A 16,413-nucleotide genomic window follows, 5' to 3' on the forward strand; every position below is an offset into this window, starting at 1 on the left:
TTCTGGTTTGTAAGGATAGTTTGAAGAAAAACATCCTGTCAAGGGTGTTTTTAGGGAGTTAATCTACGCGTTTCCCGGTCGATATGAAGACGACATCGAAACGCTTTCACCCTCATCGAACAGCTGTTCGAAAATGCCGCCGCGATGGGGTATTCTGGAATGCGGTAAAAACGCGGTGAGCGGACGATGCAGACAGGGGGAGACGATGGCAAGCGAAACCAGCAGCGTTACCGACGACGGCTCCGTCGTATGGCTTCACGACGGCAGGGAGCAGGACGGCGCGTTGGTCGCGGACCTGTCCGCCGTTCCCAACGACCGCAAGATCGTGGTGCAGGGCGCACGCGAACATAATCTCAAAAACGTCGACCTTGCGTTTCCCCGCAACAGGATGGTCGTGTTCACCGGCCTGTCCGGCTCGGGAAAGTCGTCTATGGCGTTCGACACCCTGTTCGCCGAAGGACAGCGTCGATACGTGGAATCGCTGTCCGCCTATGCACGGCAGTTCCTTGGTCAGATGGACAAGCCTGACGTCGATTTCATCGAGGGCCTGAGTCCCGCCGTCTCCATTGACCAAAAGACCACGAACCGCAATCCGCGTTCGACGGTCGGCACCATCACCGAGGTGTATGACTATCTGCGCCTGCTGTTCGCCAGGACGGGCGTGCCCCATTGCCCCGAATGCGGCGAACTGGTCACGGCGCAGACGCCGCAGCAGATCGTGGATACGCTGATGGCCCGGCCGGAGCGGACGCGATTCCAGATCCTCGCCCCCGTGGTGCGTGGCCGCAAGGGTGAATTCGTGGAGATGCTGGACCTGCTGCGGTCCGACGGCTACGCCCGCGCGCTCATCGACGGAAAGATGACGCAGCTCTCCGACGACATCAAACTTGTCAAACAGAAGAAGCACACCATCGAGGTGGTCGTGGACCGTCTCGTCATCAAGGACGGCATCCGCCAGCGTCTCACCGATTCCATCGAAACCGCATTGAAGCTCGCCAACGGCGTGGTGGTCGCCGATTTCGTGGATGTGGACGAGAAGGACCCCTCACGACGCCAGCCGTTCTCGGAGAGGCGCAGCTGCCCGAACGGCCATCAGCTGGAGCTTGACGAGATCGAGCCCCGCACGTTTTCGTTCAATGCGCCGTATGGCGCGTGCCCGGTGTGCACCGGCCTGGGATTCAAGCTGGAAATCGACCCCGAGCTGGTCATCTCCGATCCGGAGAAGTCGCTCGCCGAGGGCGTCATCGAGCCATGGTCGAACACGAAGACGACATCGCAGTACTACGGACACGTGCTCGAAGGCCTCGCCGACGAGATGGGATTCTCCATGGACACCCCATGGAAGGACCTGCCCGAGGACGTGCGCCAATCCATCATGTACGGCCACGACTTCAAGGTGCGGGTCTCGTACCGAAACCGCTGGGGACGCCTGCGCGAATACTCCACCGGCTTCGAGGGCGTGGTGCGCACGCTCATGCGCCGCCATGACGAGACCGACTCGGATTCGATGAAACAGTACTACGAGTCGTACATGCGCGAAGTACCCTGTCAGGAATGCGGCGGCAAACGACTCAAGCCCGAGGTGCTGGCCGTGACCGTGGGCGGCAAGTCCATCTTCGACGTGTGCGACATGCCCGTGCGCAAGGCGCTGGCATGGGTGAACGGCCTGAAGCTCACCGGCTCGGCCGCCACCATCGCCGGCGAGGTGCTCAAGGAGATCCGCGCGCGTCTGGGATTCCTCAACGACGTCGGTCTCGACTACCTGACGCTTTCGCGCGCCGCCGCCACGTTGTCCGGCGGCGAGGCGCAGCGCATTCGTCTGGCCACGCAGATCGGCTCGGGCCTGGTGGGCGTCATGTACGTGCTCGACGAGCCGTCCATCGGCCTTCACCAGCGCGATAACGAACGCCTCATCGAGACGCTGCACCATCTTCGCGATCTCGGCAATACGCTTATCGTGGTCGAACACGACCAGGAGACCATCGAGGAGGCCGACTGGCTGGTGGACATCGGCCCCGGCGCCGGGGAGCATGGCGGAGAGGTGGTCTATTCGGGGCCCGCGAACCATCTTGTCGATGCGAAGCGATCCATCACCGGCGACTACATCGCCGGCAGACGCGCCATCGAGGTGCCCGAGCGTCGCCGCAAGGTGCGCAGGACGAAGACGCTCACCGTGGTGGGAGCCCGTGAGAACAACCTCAAGAACCTCAGGGTGAACTTCCCCCTTGGCGTGTTCACATGCGTGACCGGTGTCTCCGGCTCCGGCAAGTCCACGCTGGTGAACACCATCCTCTACCCGGTGCTCGCCGATAAGCTCAACGGGGCCCGCATCGTGCCGGGCAAGCACACCCGCGTGGAAGGCGTCGACCAGCTGCGCAAGGTAATCCATGTGGACCAGAACCCCATCGGACGCACCCCGCGTTCCAATCCCGCCACCTACACCGGCGTATGGGATAAGATCCGTCAGCTGTTCGCCAAGACTCCCGAGGCGCAGGTGCGCGGATATGGTCCGGGGCGTTTCTCGTTCAACGTAAAGGGCGGACGATGCGAAGCCTGCCACGGCGACGGTACGCTGAAGATCGAGATGAACTTCCTGCCCGACGTGTATGTGGACTGTGAGGTCTGTCACGGCCGGCGATACAACCGCGAGACGCTCGAGGTGAAATACAACGGCAAGACCGTCGCCGATGTGCTCAACATGCCCATCGAGGAGGCCGCGGACTTCTTCAAGGCGTATCCTTCAATCGCCCGTTATCTCAACACGCTTGTTGACGTGGGCCTCGGCTACATCCGTCTCGGGCAGCCCGCCCCGACGCTTTCCGGCGGCGAATCCCAGCGCGTGAAGCTTGCCACCGAACTGCAGAAGCGCTCCGACGGCAAGACCGTGTACATCCTCGACGAACCCACCACCGGCCTGCATTTCGAAGACGTGCGCAAGCTGCTCGGCGTGCTGCAGAGCCTTGTCGACAAAGGCAACACGGTCATCGTGATCGAGCACAACCTCGACGTGGTCAAATCGGCCGACTGGATCATCGACCTCGGTCCCGAGGGCGGTGACGGCGGCGGCACCATCGTGGCCGAGGGCACCCCGGAACAGGTCGCCGAATGCGAGGAATCCTGGACCGGCCGGTTCCTCAAGCCCATGTTGAAGTAGGAGGGCGCATGGCTTCGGGAATGCTGGAACGGCACTCGTCCGACGTATGGCAGAAGGCCGCCGACGACATCCGCCGCGAGCAGTCGCGTCATCATCTCGCGGACAACGACGGGCGCTCCGCGAACGCGGAGCGAAGGACGAACGCCAACGGGGCGCCCCTGCTCGGCGACTCGCGCGACCTGTTCCGCCCGAAGACCGGAGACATCCCCGCCGAACCAGGCGTGTACAAGTGGCGCGATGGCGAAGGGCGTGTAATCTACGTCGGCAAGGCGAAGAACCTGCGCAACCGGCTTCCCAACTACTTCCAGCCGCTGTACCAGCTGCATCCGCGCACCCAGACGATGGTGCTCACCGCCCGCAGCCTCGAATGGACGGTGGTCGGCACCGAGCTGGAGGCTCTGACGCTGGAATATACGTGGATCAAGGAGTTCGATCCACGATTCAACGTGGTGTTCCGCGACGACAAGACATACCCTTACCTCGCCCTGTCCATCGGCGAGGAATATCCGCGCGTATGGATCACACGCAGCCGCAAGCATCGCGGGACCCGGTACTTCGGCCCATACGCGAAGGTATGGGATGTGCGGCAGTCGCTCGACAAACTCCTGAAAAGCTTCCCGGTGCGCACCTGCACCGCCAGCGCCTTCCGCAAGGCGCAGCTGACCGGACGTCCCTGCCTGCTCGCCTCGATAGGCAAGTGCTCGGCGCCGTGCGTCGGACGGATCTCCGCCGATGAGCATCGCACGATGTGCGAACAGCTCGTCGGTGTGATGACCGGCAGGCTCGGCAAATCGTATATCGCGCAGCTCACCGCCGACATGAAAGCGGCGAGCGCCGAGCTCGAATTCGAGAAGGCGGCCCGCATCCGCGACCAGATCGCCATGCTCGGCACCGTGCTGCAGCAGAATGCCGTGGTCTTCGGCACCGATGTGGACGCGGACGTGTTCGGCTTCGATTCCGACGAGCTGGAGGCGAGCGTGCACGCGTTCTTCGTGCGGGCGGGGACCATTCGCGGCGAGAAGAGCTGGAGCGTCGAACGCGTGGAGGATGTGAGCGACGACGAGCTGATGGCCGATCTCATCACCCAGGTGTATTCGGACGTGACGGGGGAGCTTGCCGTCCTGTCATCGGAGACCGATTCCGGCCGTACGGAATCCGCGGTGACGGTTTCGGAACGCCGCAGCGCCATCGGTTCGACCCAGCGCGTGACGGCCATCGACTCCATGGCCCGCGCCCAGGCGACCAGATCGCGCAATGCCAGGCAGGAGCAGACGGGCAGGGATGATCTGCTGGCGCCCATAGCCCCGGTGCCGAGGGAGATCATCGTCCCCGTCGAGCCGGCGCGCCGAACCGAACTCGAGCAATGGCTGAGAGGCATGCGGGGGGCCACGGTCACCATACGCACGGTTTCACGCGGCGAGAAGAAGGATCTCATGGACCGCGCCATGGCCAATGCCAGGCAGTCGCTGCAGCGCAGCAAGATGAGCCGCATCAAGGATGTCGGCATGCGAACCGAAGCCATGAACGACGTGGCCCGAGCACTCGGCCTCAAGCAGGCTCCGCTGCGCATCGAATGCTACGACATCTCCAACACCGTGGGCGGCATCTATCAGGTGGCGTCCATGGTGGTGTTCGAGGACGGCATCGCCAAGAAATCCGAATACCGGCGTTTCGCCATCCGCGGCAAGGACGGCAAGGGCGCGGTGGACGACACGACGGCGCTGTATGAGACCCTGACCCGCAGGTTCCGCCATGGCAACATCGCGGGAGATACGGGGGAGAGCATCGACAACGAGCGTCGTATCGACAAGGCCGGCGATTCCGTGACGGAATCCGGAGACCGTATGACGGATGCCTCGCAGATCGTGCAGCAGAACACGAATCATCGGCATTTCGCATACAAGCCGAATCTCGTTGTCGTCGACGGCGGCCAGCCTCAGGTCGCGGCCGCAGCTCGGGCGATGGCCGACTGCGGAGTGGACGACGTCGCGTTGTGCGGTCTGGCGAAGCGCCTTGAGGAGGTCTGGGTTCCGGACGACGACTATCCCGTCATTCTCAAGCGGCAGTCCGAGGGCATGTATCTGCTCCAGCGGGTGCGTGACGAATCCCACCGTTTCGCCATCACCTATCATCGTGAGACGCGTAGCAAAGGCGGATTGCGGTCGGCCCTTGACGCCATACCCGGCATCGGTCTGTCATATCAGAAGAAGCTGCTCGCCCGCTTCGGCTCGGTCAAGGCCATGCGTGAGGCCGGGGTCGAGGAGCTGATGGAGGTCCCGGGCATCGGGTGGAAGAAAGCCCAGGCGATCTACGATTCGCTGCATGGTGAGCGTGACGACGGCCGATAGACGCGAAGATGGAACCCTGATACGTGATGGTACGTCCATGAGCTAGCATGAGAGCAGAGAAGCAAGGAGCACACCAGTGACAGAGATCAGACATCGCGCCGCCGTATTGGGCAAGCCCATCTCCCATTCCCTTTCCCCGTTGATTCACAACACGGCGTACAAGGCCATGGGACTGGCTGACTGGTTCTACGACAGCCATGAAATCGACGAACGGTCGCTCGCGGATTTCGTCGGCGAGCTTGATTCGAGCTGGCACGGTCTGAGTCTCACCATGCCGTTGAAGAAGACCATCATGCCCATGGGCGAACCGGCCAACCGCTGGGCGGAAAAGCTCGGCGTGGCCAACACGGCCGTGTTCGACTGGTCGACGGGCGCGCCCAACCCGCGCATCCGTCTATATAACACCGATGTCGCCGGCATCAATCTCGCGCTGACCAATGCGATGAAGCGGCACCACGTATCCGTGCCCGACGAGGTTCGTTCCAACGGACTGATCATCGGCAGCGGGTCCACGGCCACATCGGCGATCGCCGCCCTCTCCACCATGCAGGTCCAGCACGTGACCATCGCCGCACGCCATCCCGAAAAGGCCCACGCCTTGGCTCCGCTCGCCCAGAGCTTCGGAATGAGCGTGGATGTCATCGCCATGGGGCAGATCCCCGAAGCCGTGCCGAACATCGGCATCGTCATCAGCACCCTGCCGTCCCGGGCGGCCGACTCCACCGCCGTGCAGCTCGAACGGTTGCAGAAGGGTTCCCTTCCCGGCGTCCTGCTCGACGTGGTATACAGTCCCAGGCCGTCTGAACTGATTCGTGTCTGGCGCCAGCTGGGCGCCGCCGCAGTGGGCGGGGAGGAGATGCTGCTCTATCAGGCCATACCGCAGATCGCCTACATGACGGGTACGGATTTCGACAAGCTGCCGCCTCATCTGGACTCCACCATCAGGGCGGCTCTGGAGGAGGTGCTGTAATGACCGGAACGACCTTCGCCGGTATCGGCAATGAAGAGGAGAGGCCCCAACCGGCAGATGAGTTCGAGGTGCTGCTGATTACCGGCATGTCCGGTGCGGGCCGTTCGCGTGCCGCGGACAGCATCGAGGATATGGGATGGTATGTGGTCGACAATCTTCCTCCGAACCTGCTGGTGCCGCTTGTCGACATGATGACCTCGTCTGGTTCGAAGGTGCATAAGCTCGCCGCGGTCATCGACGTGCGTTCCCGGGCGTATTTCGACGATCTCGCCCAAGTTTTCAGCCATCTTGACGATCTGGGCGTCAAGTACCGCATCCTGTTCCTCGATGCGGCCGACGATGTGCTCATCCAACGCTACGAGTCCGTCCGTCGTCCCCACCCTCTGCAGCATGGACGATGTCTCATCGACGGCATCGAGGAGGAGCGCACGCTTCTGGCGAACCTCAAGGAACGTGCGGACGTGGTCATCGACACCTCGTCGCTGAGCATCCACGAGCTGTCCACCAAGTTGTACGATGCGCTGCTCGGCACCGGCCCGACGACCGTCGCCGTGCATATCTTCAGCTTTGGATTCAAATACGGAGTGCCGCTCGACGCCGATTTCGTGGCCGATGTGCGGTTCCTTCCCAACCCGTTCTGGGTTCCGCAGCTGCGTGAGCTCAACGGCAACGACAAGCCGGTGAGCGACTACGTGCTGTCGAGCGAAGGCGCCGGGGAATTCCTCGACTCCTACACCGACGCGATCCTCACGGCGATACGCGGGTATTCGCGCGAGGACAAGCATTTCGTCACCATTGCCATCGGATGCACCGGCGGTCAGCACCGCTCGGTCGCCATGAGCAACGCACTGGCCGCACGTTTGCGCTCACATCAGCTCAATGTCACCGTTTCGGCCAGAGAGCTGAAAAAACGGCACCAATGAGCATTGGAAAACAGGCATCACAGCTGCGCGATCATGTCAGTCTCACATCCTGAAATGTTCCCGCTTCAGCTGAAATTACCCCCTATCTTTGTCCACCGAGTTAGGTAACACAGATAGCCGGTACACAAACGTTTTTCCCTTCTGGGGAAAGGAATGCGAACCAACATTGAAGCTGTACAACTTAAAGGAGGTTGGCTCTTGGCTCTGGTAGATGAAGTCAAAAGCGAACTGGCCGCGATCGACGACGAACTGCCTGCCGCCAAGAAGGCCCAGGCGGCCGCGATGATTCGATTCGGCGGTGGCCTGCACCTTATCCAACGTCATATCGTGGTGAAAAGCCAGTTTGATTCACTGGCGGCAGCTCAATGGCTCCAGCGCACCATCCAGGAGGTATACGGCCACGAGGCCGATCTCATCAAGGTCGCACGCAAGACGCCGACCGGAACCGTTGAACGCTATTCGGTACGCGTGCTCAAGGCCGGCGGCGCACTGGCCCTGCAGTCCGGTCTGCTGGACCGTCGCAAGCGTCCGGTCCGAGGCCTCCCCGCCGAAATCGTCTCGGGCAACATCGCCCAGGTCAAGGCGGCATGGCGCGGTGCGTTCCTTGCCCATGGCGAGCTCTCCGATCCCGGCAAGGCCAGTTATCTGGAAATCGTATGCCCCGGCTCCGAAGCCGCCTTGGCGCTGGTCGGAGCCGCCCGACGTCTGGGAATCACGGCCAAGGCCCGTCAGGTGCGCAGCTCCGAACGCGTGACCCTGCGTGACCCCGATGTCATCGAGCGCATGCTCACGCTCATGGGAGCCGCCCGTACCGCCCGCGAATGGAGCGGCAAGCGCAACGACGGTGAATACCGCGGCAAGGCCAACCGTCTGGCGAACTTCGACGACGCCAACATGCGCCGCAGCGCCAAGGCCGCCGTGGAGGCGAGCGAGAAAGTGCAGAAGGCGTTCAAGATTCTGGGGGATGACATCCCGGAGAATCTGCGCGCGGCCGGACAGTTGCGTCTCGACCACCGCGACGCCAGCCTCGAGGAGCTCGGACGTCTCGCCGACCCGCCCGTCACCAAGGACGCCATCGCAGGCCGTATCCGTCGTCTGCTGCAGCTTGCCACGAAGGTGGAGAAGCAACGGGCCGAGGCCGAGCAGAACCAATGACATCCCATTCGGGACTTGGTTTTTCGCGACATCACGAAAAACCAAGTCCCGAATGTTTCGGTTTATCCCTTTGGCAAGGTAATATTCCAAGTGGCGCAGGTGAAGCAGGAATGCGGTCATGCGCCGCAGCAGGAAAGGATATCAATGAAAACTCTTAAGGATCTCGGAAATCTGCAGGGTAAGCGCGTGCTGGTCCGCGCGGACTTCAACGTCCCGCTGGACGGCACCACCATCACCGATGATGGCCGTATCAAGGCCGCCCTGCCCACGATCAAGACTCTGCGCGAGCAGGGTGCCAAGGTCATTCTGATGGCCCACCTCGGTCGCCCGAAGGGCAAGGTCGTTCCCGAGCTGAGCCTCGCCCCGGTCGCCAAGCGCCTGGGTGAACTGCTGGGCGTCGACGTTCCGCTGGCCAAGGACACCTACGGTGAGGATGCCCAGGCCAAGGTCGCCGCAATGAACGACGGCGACGTGGTGCTGCTGGAGAACGTCCGCTTCAACCCCGAAGAGACCAGCAAGGATCCGGAGGTCCGCGCCCCGTACGCCAAGAAGATCGCCGCCCTTGGCGACGTCTTCGTCTCCGATGGCTTCGGCGTGGTGCACCGCGCCCAGGGTTCCAACTACGACGTGGCCGCCGATCTGCCGGCCGCCGCCGGTCTGCTGGTGGAGAAGGAAGTCACCGCGCTTTCCAAGGCCACCGAGAACCCGGAGCGCCCGCTGACCGCAGTGCTCGGCGGCGCCAAGGTCGCCGACAAGCTCGGCGTCATCTCCAACCTGCTCGGCAAGGTCGACCGCCTCATCATCGGCGGCGGCATGGCCTACACCTTCCTCAAGGCCCTCGGCCACGAGGTCGGCAACTCCCTGCTTGACGAGAGCAACATCGAGACCGTCAAGGGCTACATGGAGACCGCCAAGAAGAACGGCGTCGAGCTGCTGCTCCCCGTCGATGTGGTCGTCAACCCCGGCTTCCCGGCCGGCGACGACGCGGTCATCGACCCGAAGGTCGTGGCCGCCGATGCCATCCCGTCCGACGAAGAGGCTCTGGACATCGGTCCGGAGACCCGTAAGCTGTTCCACGACAAGATCGTCGACTCCAAGACCGTCGTGTGGAACGGCCCGATGGGCGTGTTCGAGGTTCCGACCTTCGCCGAAGGCACCAAGGCCGTGGCCGAAGCCCTGGTCGACGCCACGCATGCCGGTGCGTTCACCATCGTCGGTGGCGGCGACTCCGCTGCCGCCGTGCGTAACCTCGGCTTCCCGGAGGATGGCTTCTCGCACATCTCCACCGGTGGCGGCGCCTCCCTCGAGTTCCTCGAGGGCAAGACCCTGCCTGGCCTGAGCGTTCTCGACTAATATTTTCCTGTTATTCGACTCCCATCGTCGGGTCAATCCCGCCACGATGGGAGTCGAATCTTTACCAAAGGACCTTCATGACTCGCATTCCCGTGGTAGCCGGCAATTGGAAGATGAACTTCGATCATCTCGAAGCCACGTATTTCGTGCAGAAACTGGCTTGGACACTGCGAGATGCCCATTTCGGCTTCCGCCACTGCGAAGTGACGCTCATGCCTCCGTTCACTTCGATCCGAAGCGTGCAGGTGCTCATCGAAGCCGACCGTCTGAAACTGACCTATGGAGCACAGGCGGTTTCGGTCACGAATCAGGGTGCGTTCACCGGTGACGTGTCTGCGGATATGCTTGCCAAGCTTGGCTGCACCTATGTGCTCGTCGGCCATTCGGAACGACGGAAGTATCATCCCGAAGACGATGCCAACATCGTCGATCAGGTCCGCGCCGTGCTGGCGGCAGGAATGAAGCCCATCCTATGCGTCGGTGAAAGCTTCGAGGAACGTCGGCAGGGCATCGAACTGGAATTCGCCGTCGGTCAGGTGCAGGATGTCATCCGAGATCTTTCCGATAAAGAGGCGGAGCAGATGCTCATCGCCTACGAACCGGTCTGGGCAATCGGCACCGGCATGGTGGCCACACCACAATCCGCCCAGCAGGCGGCCGCCGCAATCCGGTCCCATCTCACCGATGTATATGGCGATTCGGTGGCGCAGCGCGTTCGCATTCTGTACGGCGGGTCGGTCAATTCCTCGAACGCCACGCAGCTCATGATGGAGGGCAAGGACATCGACGGCTTCCTTGTCGGAGGCGCTTCGCTCGATGCCGAGGAGTTCGCGACCATTGCGCGATTGACGTCCAAGGCCGCCGCGGCCCGTCGCTGACATACGTATATCGCATGGGCGAATGCGGCGAATATCCAACATATTATCCCGACTGTACGGTATGGTTAGTCACAGTAATATTTCCCGGAGGTAATCGTGGCCATTCTCAAGATTGTTCTTGAAATCATCGTCGTCATCGCAAGCATCTTGCTGACGCTGCTTATTCTTATGCACAAGGGCAAGGGCGGCGGCCTTTCCGATATGTTCGGCGGCGGCCTCACCGCCAATGCCGGCACCTCCGGTGTCGCGGAAAAGAATCTGAACCGTCTTACCGTCATCGTCGCCCTGATTTGGGTGGCCATCATCATCGCCTTGGGTCTGATGGCCAAGTACGGCCTCGCCTGATTCATATATCATCGGATTATATCCATCCCGCGGATTCATTCATCCGCGGGTTTTTCTTTTTCAATCCACCAATCGCGTAAGGAAACACCATGACCGATAATCCGCGGATGATCGTCGCCGATCTTGACGGCACGCTGTTGCATGACGCCGATACCTTCGAAGGCAGGTTCATCACCCAGAACACCATCGACACCATAATGCGACTGCATGATAGGGGAGTGAAGTTCGCCATCGCCACCGCACGGCCGGTCAGCACCGCGACGTATTTCGTCGAACGACTTCCCGTCGACGCATGCGTATACCTGAACGGAGCGCTGTTGGATCTCGACCCCGAGAATTCCAGTCCGTCGTTGCTGACCAGCGGAGTAATTCCCGAGGACGGGCACCTCATCAAAGTCGGGTTTTCCTCGAAACGAGCATGCGAGGTCTGCCGGTTCATTCTGAAACGATTCCCCGGCATTCGCATCGGCATCGTCATGAACGACATCCGGTACACGAACTTCGATGTGCGGGAACTATGGAAGACCCAAACGTTCCGGTACACGGATTTCACCGATGTCCCCGAAGGCATCGCCGACAAGATCATCATCCTGCCAGAGCCCGAGCAGTGGCATGAACTTCGTTCCCTGATTCCTCCTGATTTCTCGGTAAGCATCAGCGAAGGCGTGATGTGGATGCTTATGAACCCACAGGCAAACAAGGAACATGCATTGAACCTGCTCTGCGAACGATTGAACATTCCGCTGACCGCAACAGCCTCCTTCGGCGACGACCTCATCGATATCGACATGCTCAAACAGTCGGGTACAGGAGTCGCTGTGGCCAACGCCAATCCAGAGGTCCTGACCATCGCAGACGAAATATGCCGTCCCAATAATGAGGACGGCGTAGCTCGGTGGCTCCAGCAGAAGTTCAATCTCGCTATGTGATATCTGTTTTCGCAAGCTTTCGCACTTGCGAAAACAAATATGAAAATCTACGTAGTTTCTTTATTGGGGGATTGAAATACGGTCTATCGACTCTGACCTACGTCAAGTTCAATATTGAACTTCTTGGAAGCAAGCTGGTTTCCGTTCTTTGAACCGTCATTTTTGAACTTATGGCGCCTCGTGTTACTGTGTACCTCAGTTGTGGTTTTGAACTTAACTTTGAACCAAGGAGAACCATGGGTGAGGCAACCTTCGCTTCCAGATTGAACTCCGCCATGTCGTTGCGGCATATGAAGCAAGTGGATTTCGTCCGAGCCGCCGATGGCAGCGGGGTACGACTCGGGAAAAGCCACATCAGCCAGTATGTCAGCGGAAAAACCACGCCACGGCCCGACATCATGCGTTTTCTCGCCGAGACATTGAACGTGCGTGAGGATTGGCTCGCCGGCAAGGACGTCCCCATGGAGCACGAACCCGTTGAACCGGATTCGGAACCTCCGCGGCATCCTGCCGTCGACCCCTCCTTGAACCTTCATGCTTCCGCTCCCGAATCCACATCCTCTTCGAAAGGACATCCCATGCGCCGCTTCAATAAGTCCACCAAACTCGACAATGTGCTCTATGACGTCCGCGGCCCGGTGGTCGACGAGGCGGCCCGCATGGAGGCCACCGGCACGCACGTGCTCAAATTGAACATCGGCAACCCGGCCCCGTTCGGATTCCGCACACCCGACGAGGTCATCTACGATATGGCGCACCAGCTGCCCGAATGCGAGGGCTACTCCGCCTCCAAGGGCCTGTTCTCCGCACGCAAGGCCATCATGCAGTACGCGCAGCTGAAGAACCTGCCCAACGTCTCCATCGACGACATCTACACCGGCAACGGCGTGAGCGAGCTCATCAACCTGTCGATGTCCGCCCTGCTCGACAACGGCGACGAGGTGCTCATCCCCAGCCCCGACTACCCGCTGTGGACCGCCTGCGTGAACCTGGCCGGCGGCACCGCGGTGCACTACCTGTGCGACGAGCAGTCCGAATGGTATCCGGACATCGACGACATGCGTTCCAAGATCACCGACAAAACCAAGGCGATCGTCGTCATCAACCCGAACAACCCCACGGGTGCGCTCTATCCGAAGGAAGTGCTCCAGCAGATCGTCGACCTCGCGCGCGAGCACCAGCTCATGATCTTCTCCGACGAGATCTACGACCGTCTGGTCATGGATGGTCTGCAGCACATCTCCATCGCATCGCTTGCTCCGGACCTGTTCTGCGTAACATTCTCCGGTTTGTCGAAGTCCCACATGATCGCCGGATACCGCGTGGGCTGGATGGTGCTCAGCGGCAACAAGAACGTGGCCAAGGACTACATCGAAGGCATCAACATGCTCACGAACATGCGCATCTGCTCGAACGTGCCGGCGCAGTCCATCGTGCAGACCGCACTCGGCGGCCACCAAAGCGTCAATGACTACATCGTTCCCGGAGGGCGAATCTACGAGCAGCGCGACTACATCTACAACGCATTGAACTCCATCCCCGGCGTGACGGCGGTCAAGCCGAAGGCCGCGTTCTACATCTTCCCCAAGCTCGACGTGAAGAAGTTCAATATCTCCGACGACGAGCAGTTCGCCCTCGACCTGCTGCACGACGAACGCATCCTCATCACTCGCGGCGGCGGATTCAACTGGCACGAGCCGGACCACTTCCGCATCGTCTATCTGCCACGCATCGAAGTGCTCAAGGACGCCACCACCAAGCTCACCGAATTCCTCAGCTACTATCGGCAGTAAGGCCGACCCCTGCAAAAGCCATCCGCAACCCCCTATCGTTTGCATAGGCGCTCGTATCGATACCGCATACGGAAACGATACGAGCGGCGGCAATATCGTCGTGTATACAATGCCCCTGCGATTGTCGTATGAATAGACCGTAAAGGGGGCGACATGCCGGCATTGTCCCAGCGTGCCCAGGAGGCGCTGTATCCCAGCGTACGGGAGATGTTCGAGCTGGCGGCGACGGAACCGACTGCCATTTCATTCGCGATAGGGGAGCCGGGGTTCGATACGCCCCATCCGATCATCGACGCGGCGTATGCGGCAGCCTCGCGCGGCGATACCCATTACACGCCCAATCGCGGCGCGGCGGACCTGCGCAAGGCATGGTGTCGATACCGGCGTGAGCATGACGGCCCCGACTATGATCCGAACGACGAGATAATCATCACCGCCGGCGGCATGGAGGCAATTTATCTGGCGTTGATTGCCACGCTGGACATCGGGGACGATATTCTCATCCCGGATCCCGGCTATGCGAATTATTTCGGTCAGGTGCGTATGGTCCACGCGAACGTCGTACCGGTGCCGCTGCACGCCGGCAATGGATTCCGCATGCGTGCGTCGGAGGTCGAAGAGGCCATCACGCCACGGACCAAGGCTCTGTTGCTGAACTCCCCGTCGAATCCCACCGGCGCGATCATCGATCCCGATGAACTCGCCGCCATCGCCGAAGTGGCGGTGAAACATGACCTGTGGGTGATCAGTGATGAGGTGTATCGGGCGTTCGTATACGACGATGACGTCCGCTGCCTGTCCATCGCGTCGATGCCGGAGATGAAGGAACGAACCATCGTCGTGGATTCGTTCTCGAAGACGTTCGCCATGACCGGATGGCGCATCGGTTGCGCATTCGGCCCAAAGCCGATCATCGACCAGATGACGATCATGCAGGAGAACGTCGTATCCTGTGTCCCCGGCGCATTGCAGACCGGTGCCGCGGCCGCCTTGGACAACGGTTCGGATATTCTTCCCACGATGAAGACGGCGTACCGAGCCAATAGGGACATGGTCGTGTCCGCCATCGCCGACATGCCGTTGGTGAGCTGCAACATACCGGACGGCGCGTTCTATGTACTGGTGGATGTCTCCGCCACGGGCATGGACGACCATGAGTTCGCCGTACGGCTGCTGCATGAGGGCAAGGTCGTGGTCACACCGGCGTCGGGATTCGGTTCACGCGGCAGGGGATTCGTACGGATGTCATATGTCGGTACGGCTCAGGCCACCGCCGAGGGACTGCGCCGTATGCGCACATGGCTGGAATCACTGTAAGACTTTAATATGATGTCGTTATATATATGAAATAACCCTAATAACGATAGGGGCTCTGGTTTCTACATAAGAAACCAGAGCCCCTGATAATCCATCAATCATATGATGCCGGAGAACCGGTCATATGACTTTTCGGGAGTCTCAGCCGTTGACGCGGTCGATACCGGCCTGCACGTCGGCGAGCACGGAGTCCCAGGACTTGATGAAGGCGGCGACACCGTCGGCCTCGAGCTTGTCGGTGACGGCCTTGAAGTCGATGCCCAGGTCGGCGAGCTTGGCCATGACGGCGTGGCTCTCCTCGTAGGTGCCCGGGATGGTCGGGGCGCCGTTGCCGTGGTCGGCGAGGGCGTTCAGGGTCTTCTCCGGCATGGTGTTCACGATGTGCGGGGCGACGAGCTCGTCCACGTACACGCAATCGGAGTAGGCCGGGTTCTTGGTGCCGGTGGAGGCCCACAGCGGACGCTGCTTCTTGGCGCCCTTGGCTTCGAGGGCGGCCCAGCGCGGATCCTCGGCGAACTTCTTCTCGAACAGCTCGTAGGCGAGACGGGCGTTGGCGATGGCGGCCTTGCCTTCGAGGGCCTTGGCCTCATCGGTGCCGATCTCCTCGAGCTTCTTGTCCACGGCGGTGTCCACACGGGAGACGAAGAAGGAGGCGACGGAGCCGATGTGCTTGAGGTCGTGGCCGTTGGCGTCGGCCTGGGCGATGCCCTCGATGAAGGCGTCGATGACCTGCTCGTAGCGCTCGAGCGAGAAGATCAGGGTGACGTTCACGGAGATGCCCTTGGCCAGGGTGGCGGTGATGGCCGGCAGGCCTTCCAGGGTGGCGGGGATCTTGATCATCGCGTTCGGACGGTTGACCTTCTCCCACAGCTCCACGGCCTGCTTCTCGGTGGCTTCGGTCTCGTGGGCGAGACGGGGGTCCACCTCGATGGAGACGCGGCCGTCGACGAAGTCGGTCTTCTCGGCGATCTCGCGGAAGATGTCGGTGGCGTTGCGCACGTCGGTGGTGGTGAGCTCGCGGATGGCGGTCTCGACGTCGACCTTGCCGAGCTCCTTGAGCTGGGCGTCGTACGGGCCGACCTGGCTCAGGGCCTTCTGGAAGATGGAGGGGTTGGTGGTCACGCCGACGACGTTCTTGTCGGCGATGAGCTCCTGCAGGTTGCCCGACTCGATGCGGGTGCGGGACAGGTCGTCCAGCCAGATGGAAACGCCGGAATCGGACGTACGCTGGGTTGCTTCAGTCATTTC

The 16,413-nt window shown here is 61.2% G+C and carries 12 protein-coding genes; 11 read left to right on the plus strand and 1 reads right to left on the minus strand.

Annotated elements, in window-relative coordinates; genetic code table 11:
- Positions 1–205 precede the first annotated feature (205 nt).
- The 11 genes from uvrA (at position 206) to GFD18_RS05830 (ending at position 15,165) form a co-directional block, all read left to right on the plus strand.
- The gene (gene uvrA, locus GFD18_RS05780; RefSeq protein WP_163200384.1) at positions 206–3,154 is read left to right on the plus strand and encodes an excinuclease ABC subunit UvrA; all 2,949 of its coding nucleotides are present in this window, start codon (positions 206–208) and stop codon (positions 3,152–3,154) included.
- An 8-nt stretch (positions 3,155–3,162) separates the two neighbouring features.
- Positions 3,163–5,502: an excinuclease ABC subunit UvrC gene (uvrC, locus tag GFD18_RS05785; RefSeq protein WP_225432916.1), complete on the plus strand. Its 2,340-nt coding sequence runs from the start codon at positions 3,163–3,165 to the stop codon at positions 5,500–5,502.
- Positions 5,503–5,578: 76 nt separating this feature from the next.
- A complete protein-coding gene (locus tag GFD18_RS05790; protein WP_318644323.1) occupies positions 5,579–6,472 on the plus strand; it encodes a shikimate dehydrogenase family protein in 894 nt (297 codons plus the stop codon).
- Positions 6,472–7,395: an RNase adapter RapZ gene (gene rapZ, locus GFD18_RS05795; protein ID WP_163200382.1), complete on the plus strand. Its 924-nt coding sequence runs from the start codon at positions 6,472–6,474 to the stop codon at positions 7,393–7,395. Before GFD18_RS05790 ends, rapZ begins: the two co-directional genes overlap by 1 nt.
- Before the next feature lie 198 nt (positions 7,396–7,593).
- Positions 7,594–8,550, plus strand: coding sequence for a DNA-binding protein WhiA (gene whiA / locus GFD18_RS05800; protein ID WP_163200381.1), 957 nt, complete (start codon positions 7,594–7,596; stop codon positions 8,548–8,550).
- Positions 8,551–8,694: 144 nt separating this feature from the next.
- The gene (locus tag GFD18_RS05805; RefSeq protein ID WP_163200380.1) at positions 8,695–9,903 is read left to right on the plus strand and encodes a phosphoglycerate kinase; all 1,209 of its coding nucleotides are present in this window, start codon (positions 8,695–8,697) and stop codon (positions 9,901–9,903) included.
- A gap of 77 nt (positions 9,904–9,980) precedes the next feature.
- Positions 9,981–10,781, plus strand: coding sequence for a triose-phosphate isomerase (gene tpiA / locus GFD18_RS05810; protein ID WP_163200379.1), 801 nt, complete (start codon positions 9,981–9,983; stop codon positions 10,779–10,781).
- A gap of 96 nt (positions 10,782–10,877) precedes the next feature.
- Complete coding sequence (secG, locus tag GFD18_RS05815; RefSeq protein ID WP_100510990.1) at positions 10,878–11,126, plus strand: preprotein translocase subunit SecG; 249 nt, start codon at positions 10,878–10,880, stop codon at positions 11,124–11,126.
- 89 nt (positions 11,127–11,215) lie between these two features.
- Complete coding sequence (locus tag GFD18_RS05820; protein ID WP_163200378.1) at positions 11,216–12,055, plus strand: HAD family hydrolase; 840 nt, start codon at positions 11,216–11,218, stop codon at positions 12,053–12,055.
- A gap of 275 nt (positions 12,056–12,330) precedes the next feature.
- On the plus strand, positions 12,331–13,848 hold the full coding sequence (locus GFD18_RS05825) for an aminotransferase class I/II-fold pyridoxal phosphate-dependent enzyme (protein ID WP_404801615.1): 1,518 nt from the start codon (positions 12,331–12,333) through the stop codon (positions 13,846–13,848).
- Between the two features lie 153 nt (positions 13,849–14,001).
- A complete protein-coding gene (locus tag GFD18_RS05830) occupies positions 14,002–15,165 on the plus strand; it encodes a pyridoxal phosphate-dependent aminotransferase (RefSeq protein ID WP_163200376.1) in 1,164 nt (387 codons plus the stop codon).
- Positions 15,166–15,306: 141 nt separating this feature from the next.
- On the opposite strand, the gene tal is transcribed toward GFD18_RS05830, so the two are convergent.
- A complete protein-coding gene (gene tal, locus GFD18_RS05835) occupies positions 15,307–16,410 on the minus strand; it encodes a transaldolase (RefSeq protein ID WP_100510986.1) in 1,104 nt (367 codons plus the stop codon).
- Positions 16,411–16,413 lie beyond the last annotated feature (3 nt).

Origin of the sequence: Bifidobacterium saimiriisciurei (assembly GCF_010667655.1) — a bacterium.
Lineage (GTDB): Bacteria > Actinomycetota > Actinomycetes > Actinomycetales > Bifidobacteriaceae > Galliscardovia > Galliscardovia saimiriisciurei.

Coding starts and splice junctions, on each gene's coding strand:
- uvrA (WP_163200384.1), top strand. CDS start 206: ATGGCAAGCGAAACCAGCAGCGTTACCGACGACGGCTCCGTCGTATGG.
- uvrC (WP_225432916.1), top strand. CDS start 3,163: ATGGCTTCGGGAATGCTGGAACGGCACTCGTCCGACGTATGGCAGAAG.
- rapZ (WP_163200382.1), top strand. CDS start 6,472: ATGACCGGAACGACCTTCGCCGGTATCGGCAATGAAGAGGAGAGGCCC.
- GFD18_RS05805 (WP_163200380.1), top strand. CDS start 8,695: ATGAAAACTCTTAAGGATCTCGGAAATCTGCAGGGTAAGCGCGTGCTG.
- tpiA (WP_163200379.1), top strand. CDS start 9,981: ATGACTCGCATTCCCGTGGTAGCCGGCAATTGGAAGATGAACTTCGAT.
- GFD18_RS05820 (WP_163200378.1), top strand. CDS start 11,216: ATGACCGATAATCCGCGGATGATCGTCGCCGATCTTGACGGCACGCTG.
- GFD18_RS05825 (WP_404801615.1), top strand. CDS start 12,331: ATGTCGTTGCGGCATATGAAGCAAGTGGATTTCGTCCGAGCCGCCGAT.
- GFD18_RS05830 (WP_163200376.1), top strand. CDS start 14,002: ATGCCGGCATTGTCCCAGCGTGCCCAGGAGGCGCTGTATCCCAGCGTA.
- tal (WP_100510986.1), bottom strand. CDS start 16,410: ATGACTGAAGCAACCCAGCGTACGTCCGATTCCGGCGTTTCCATCTGG.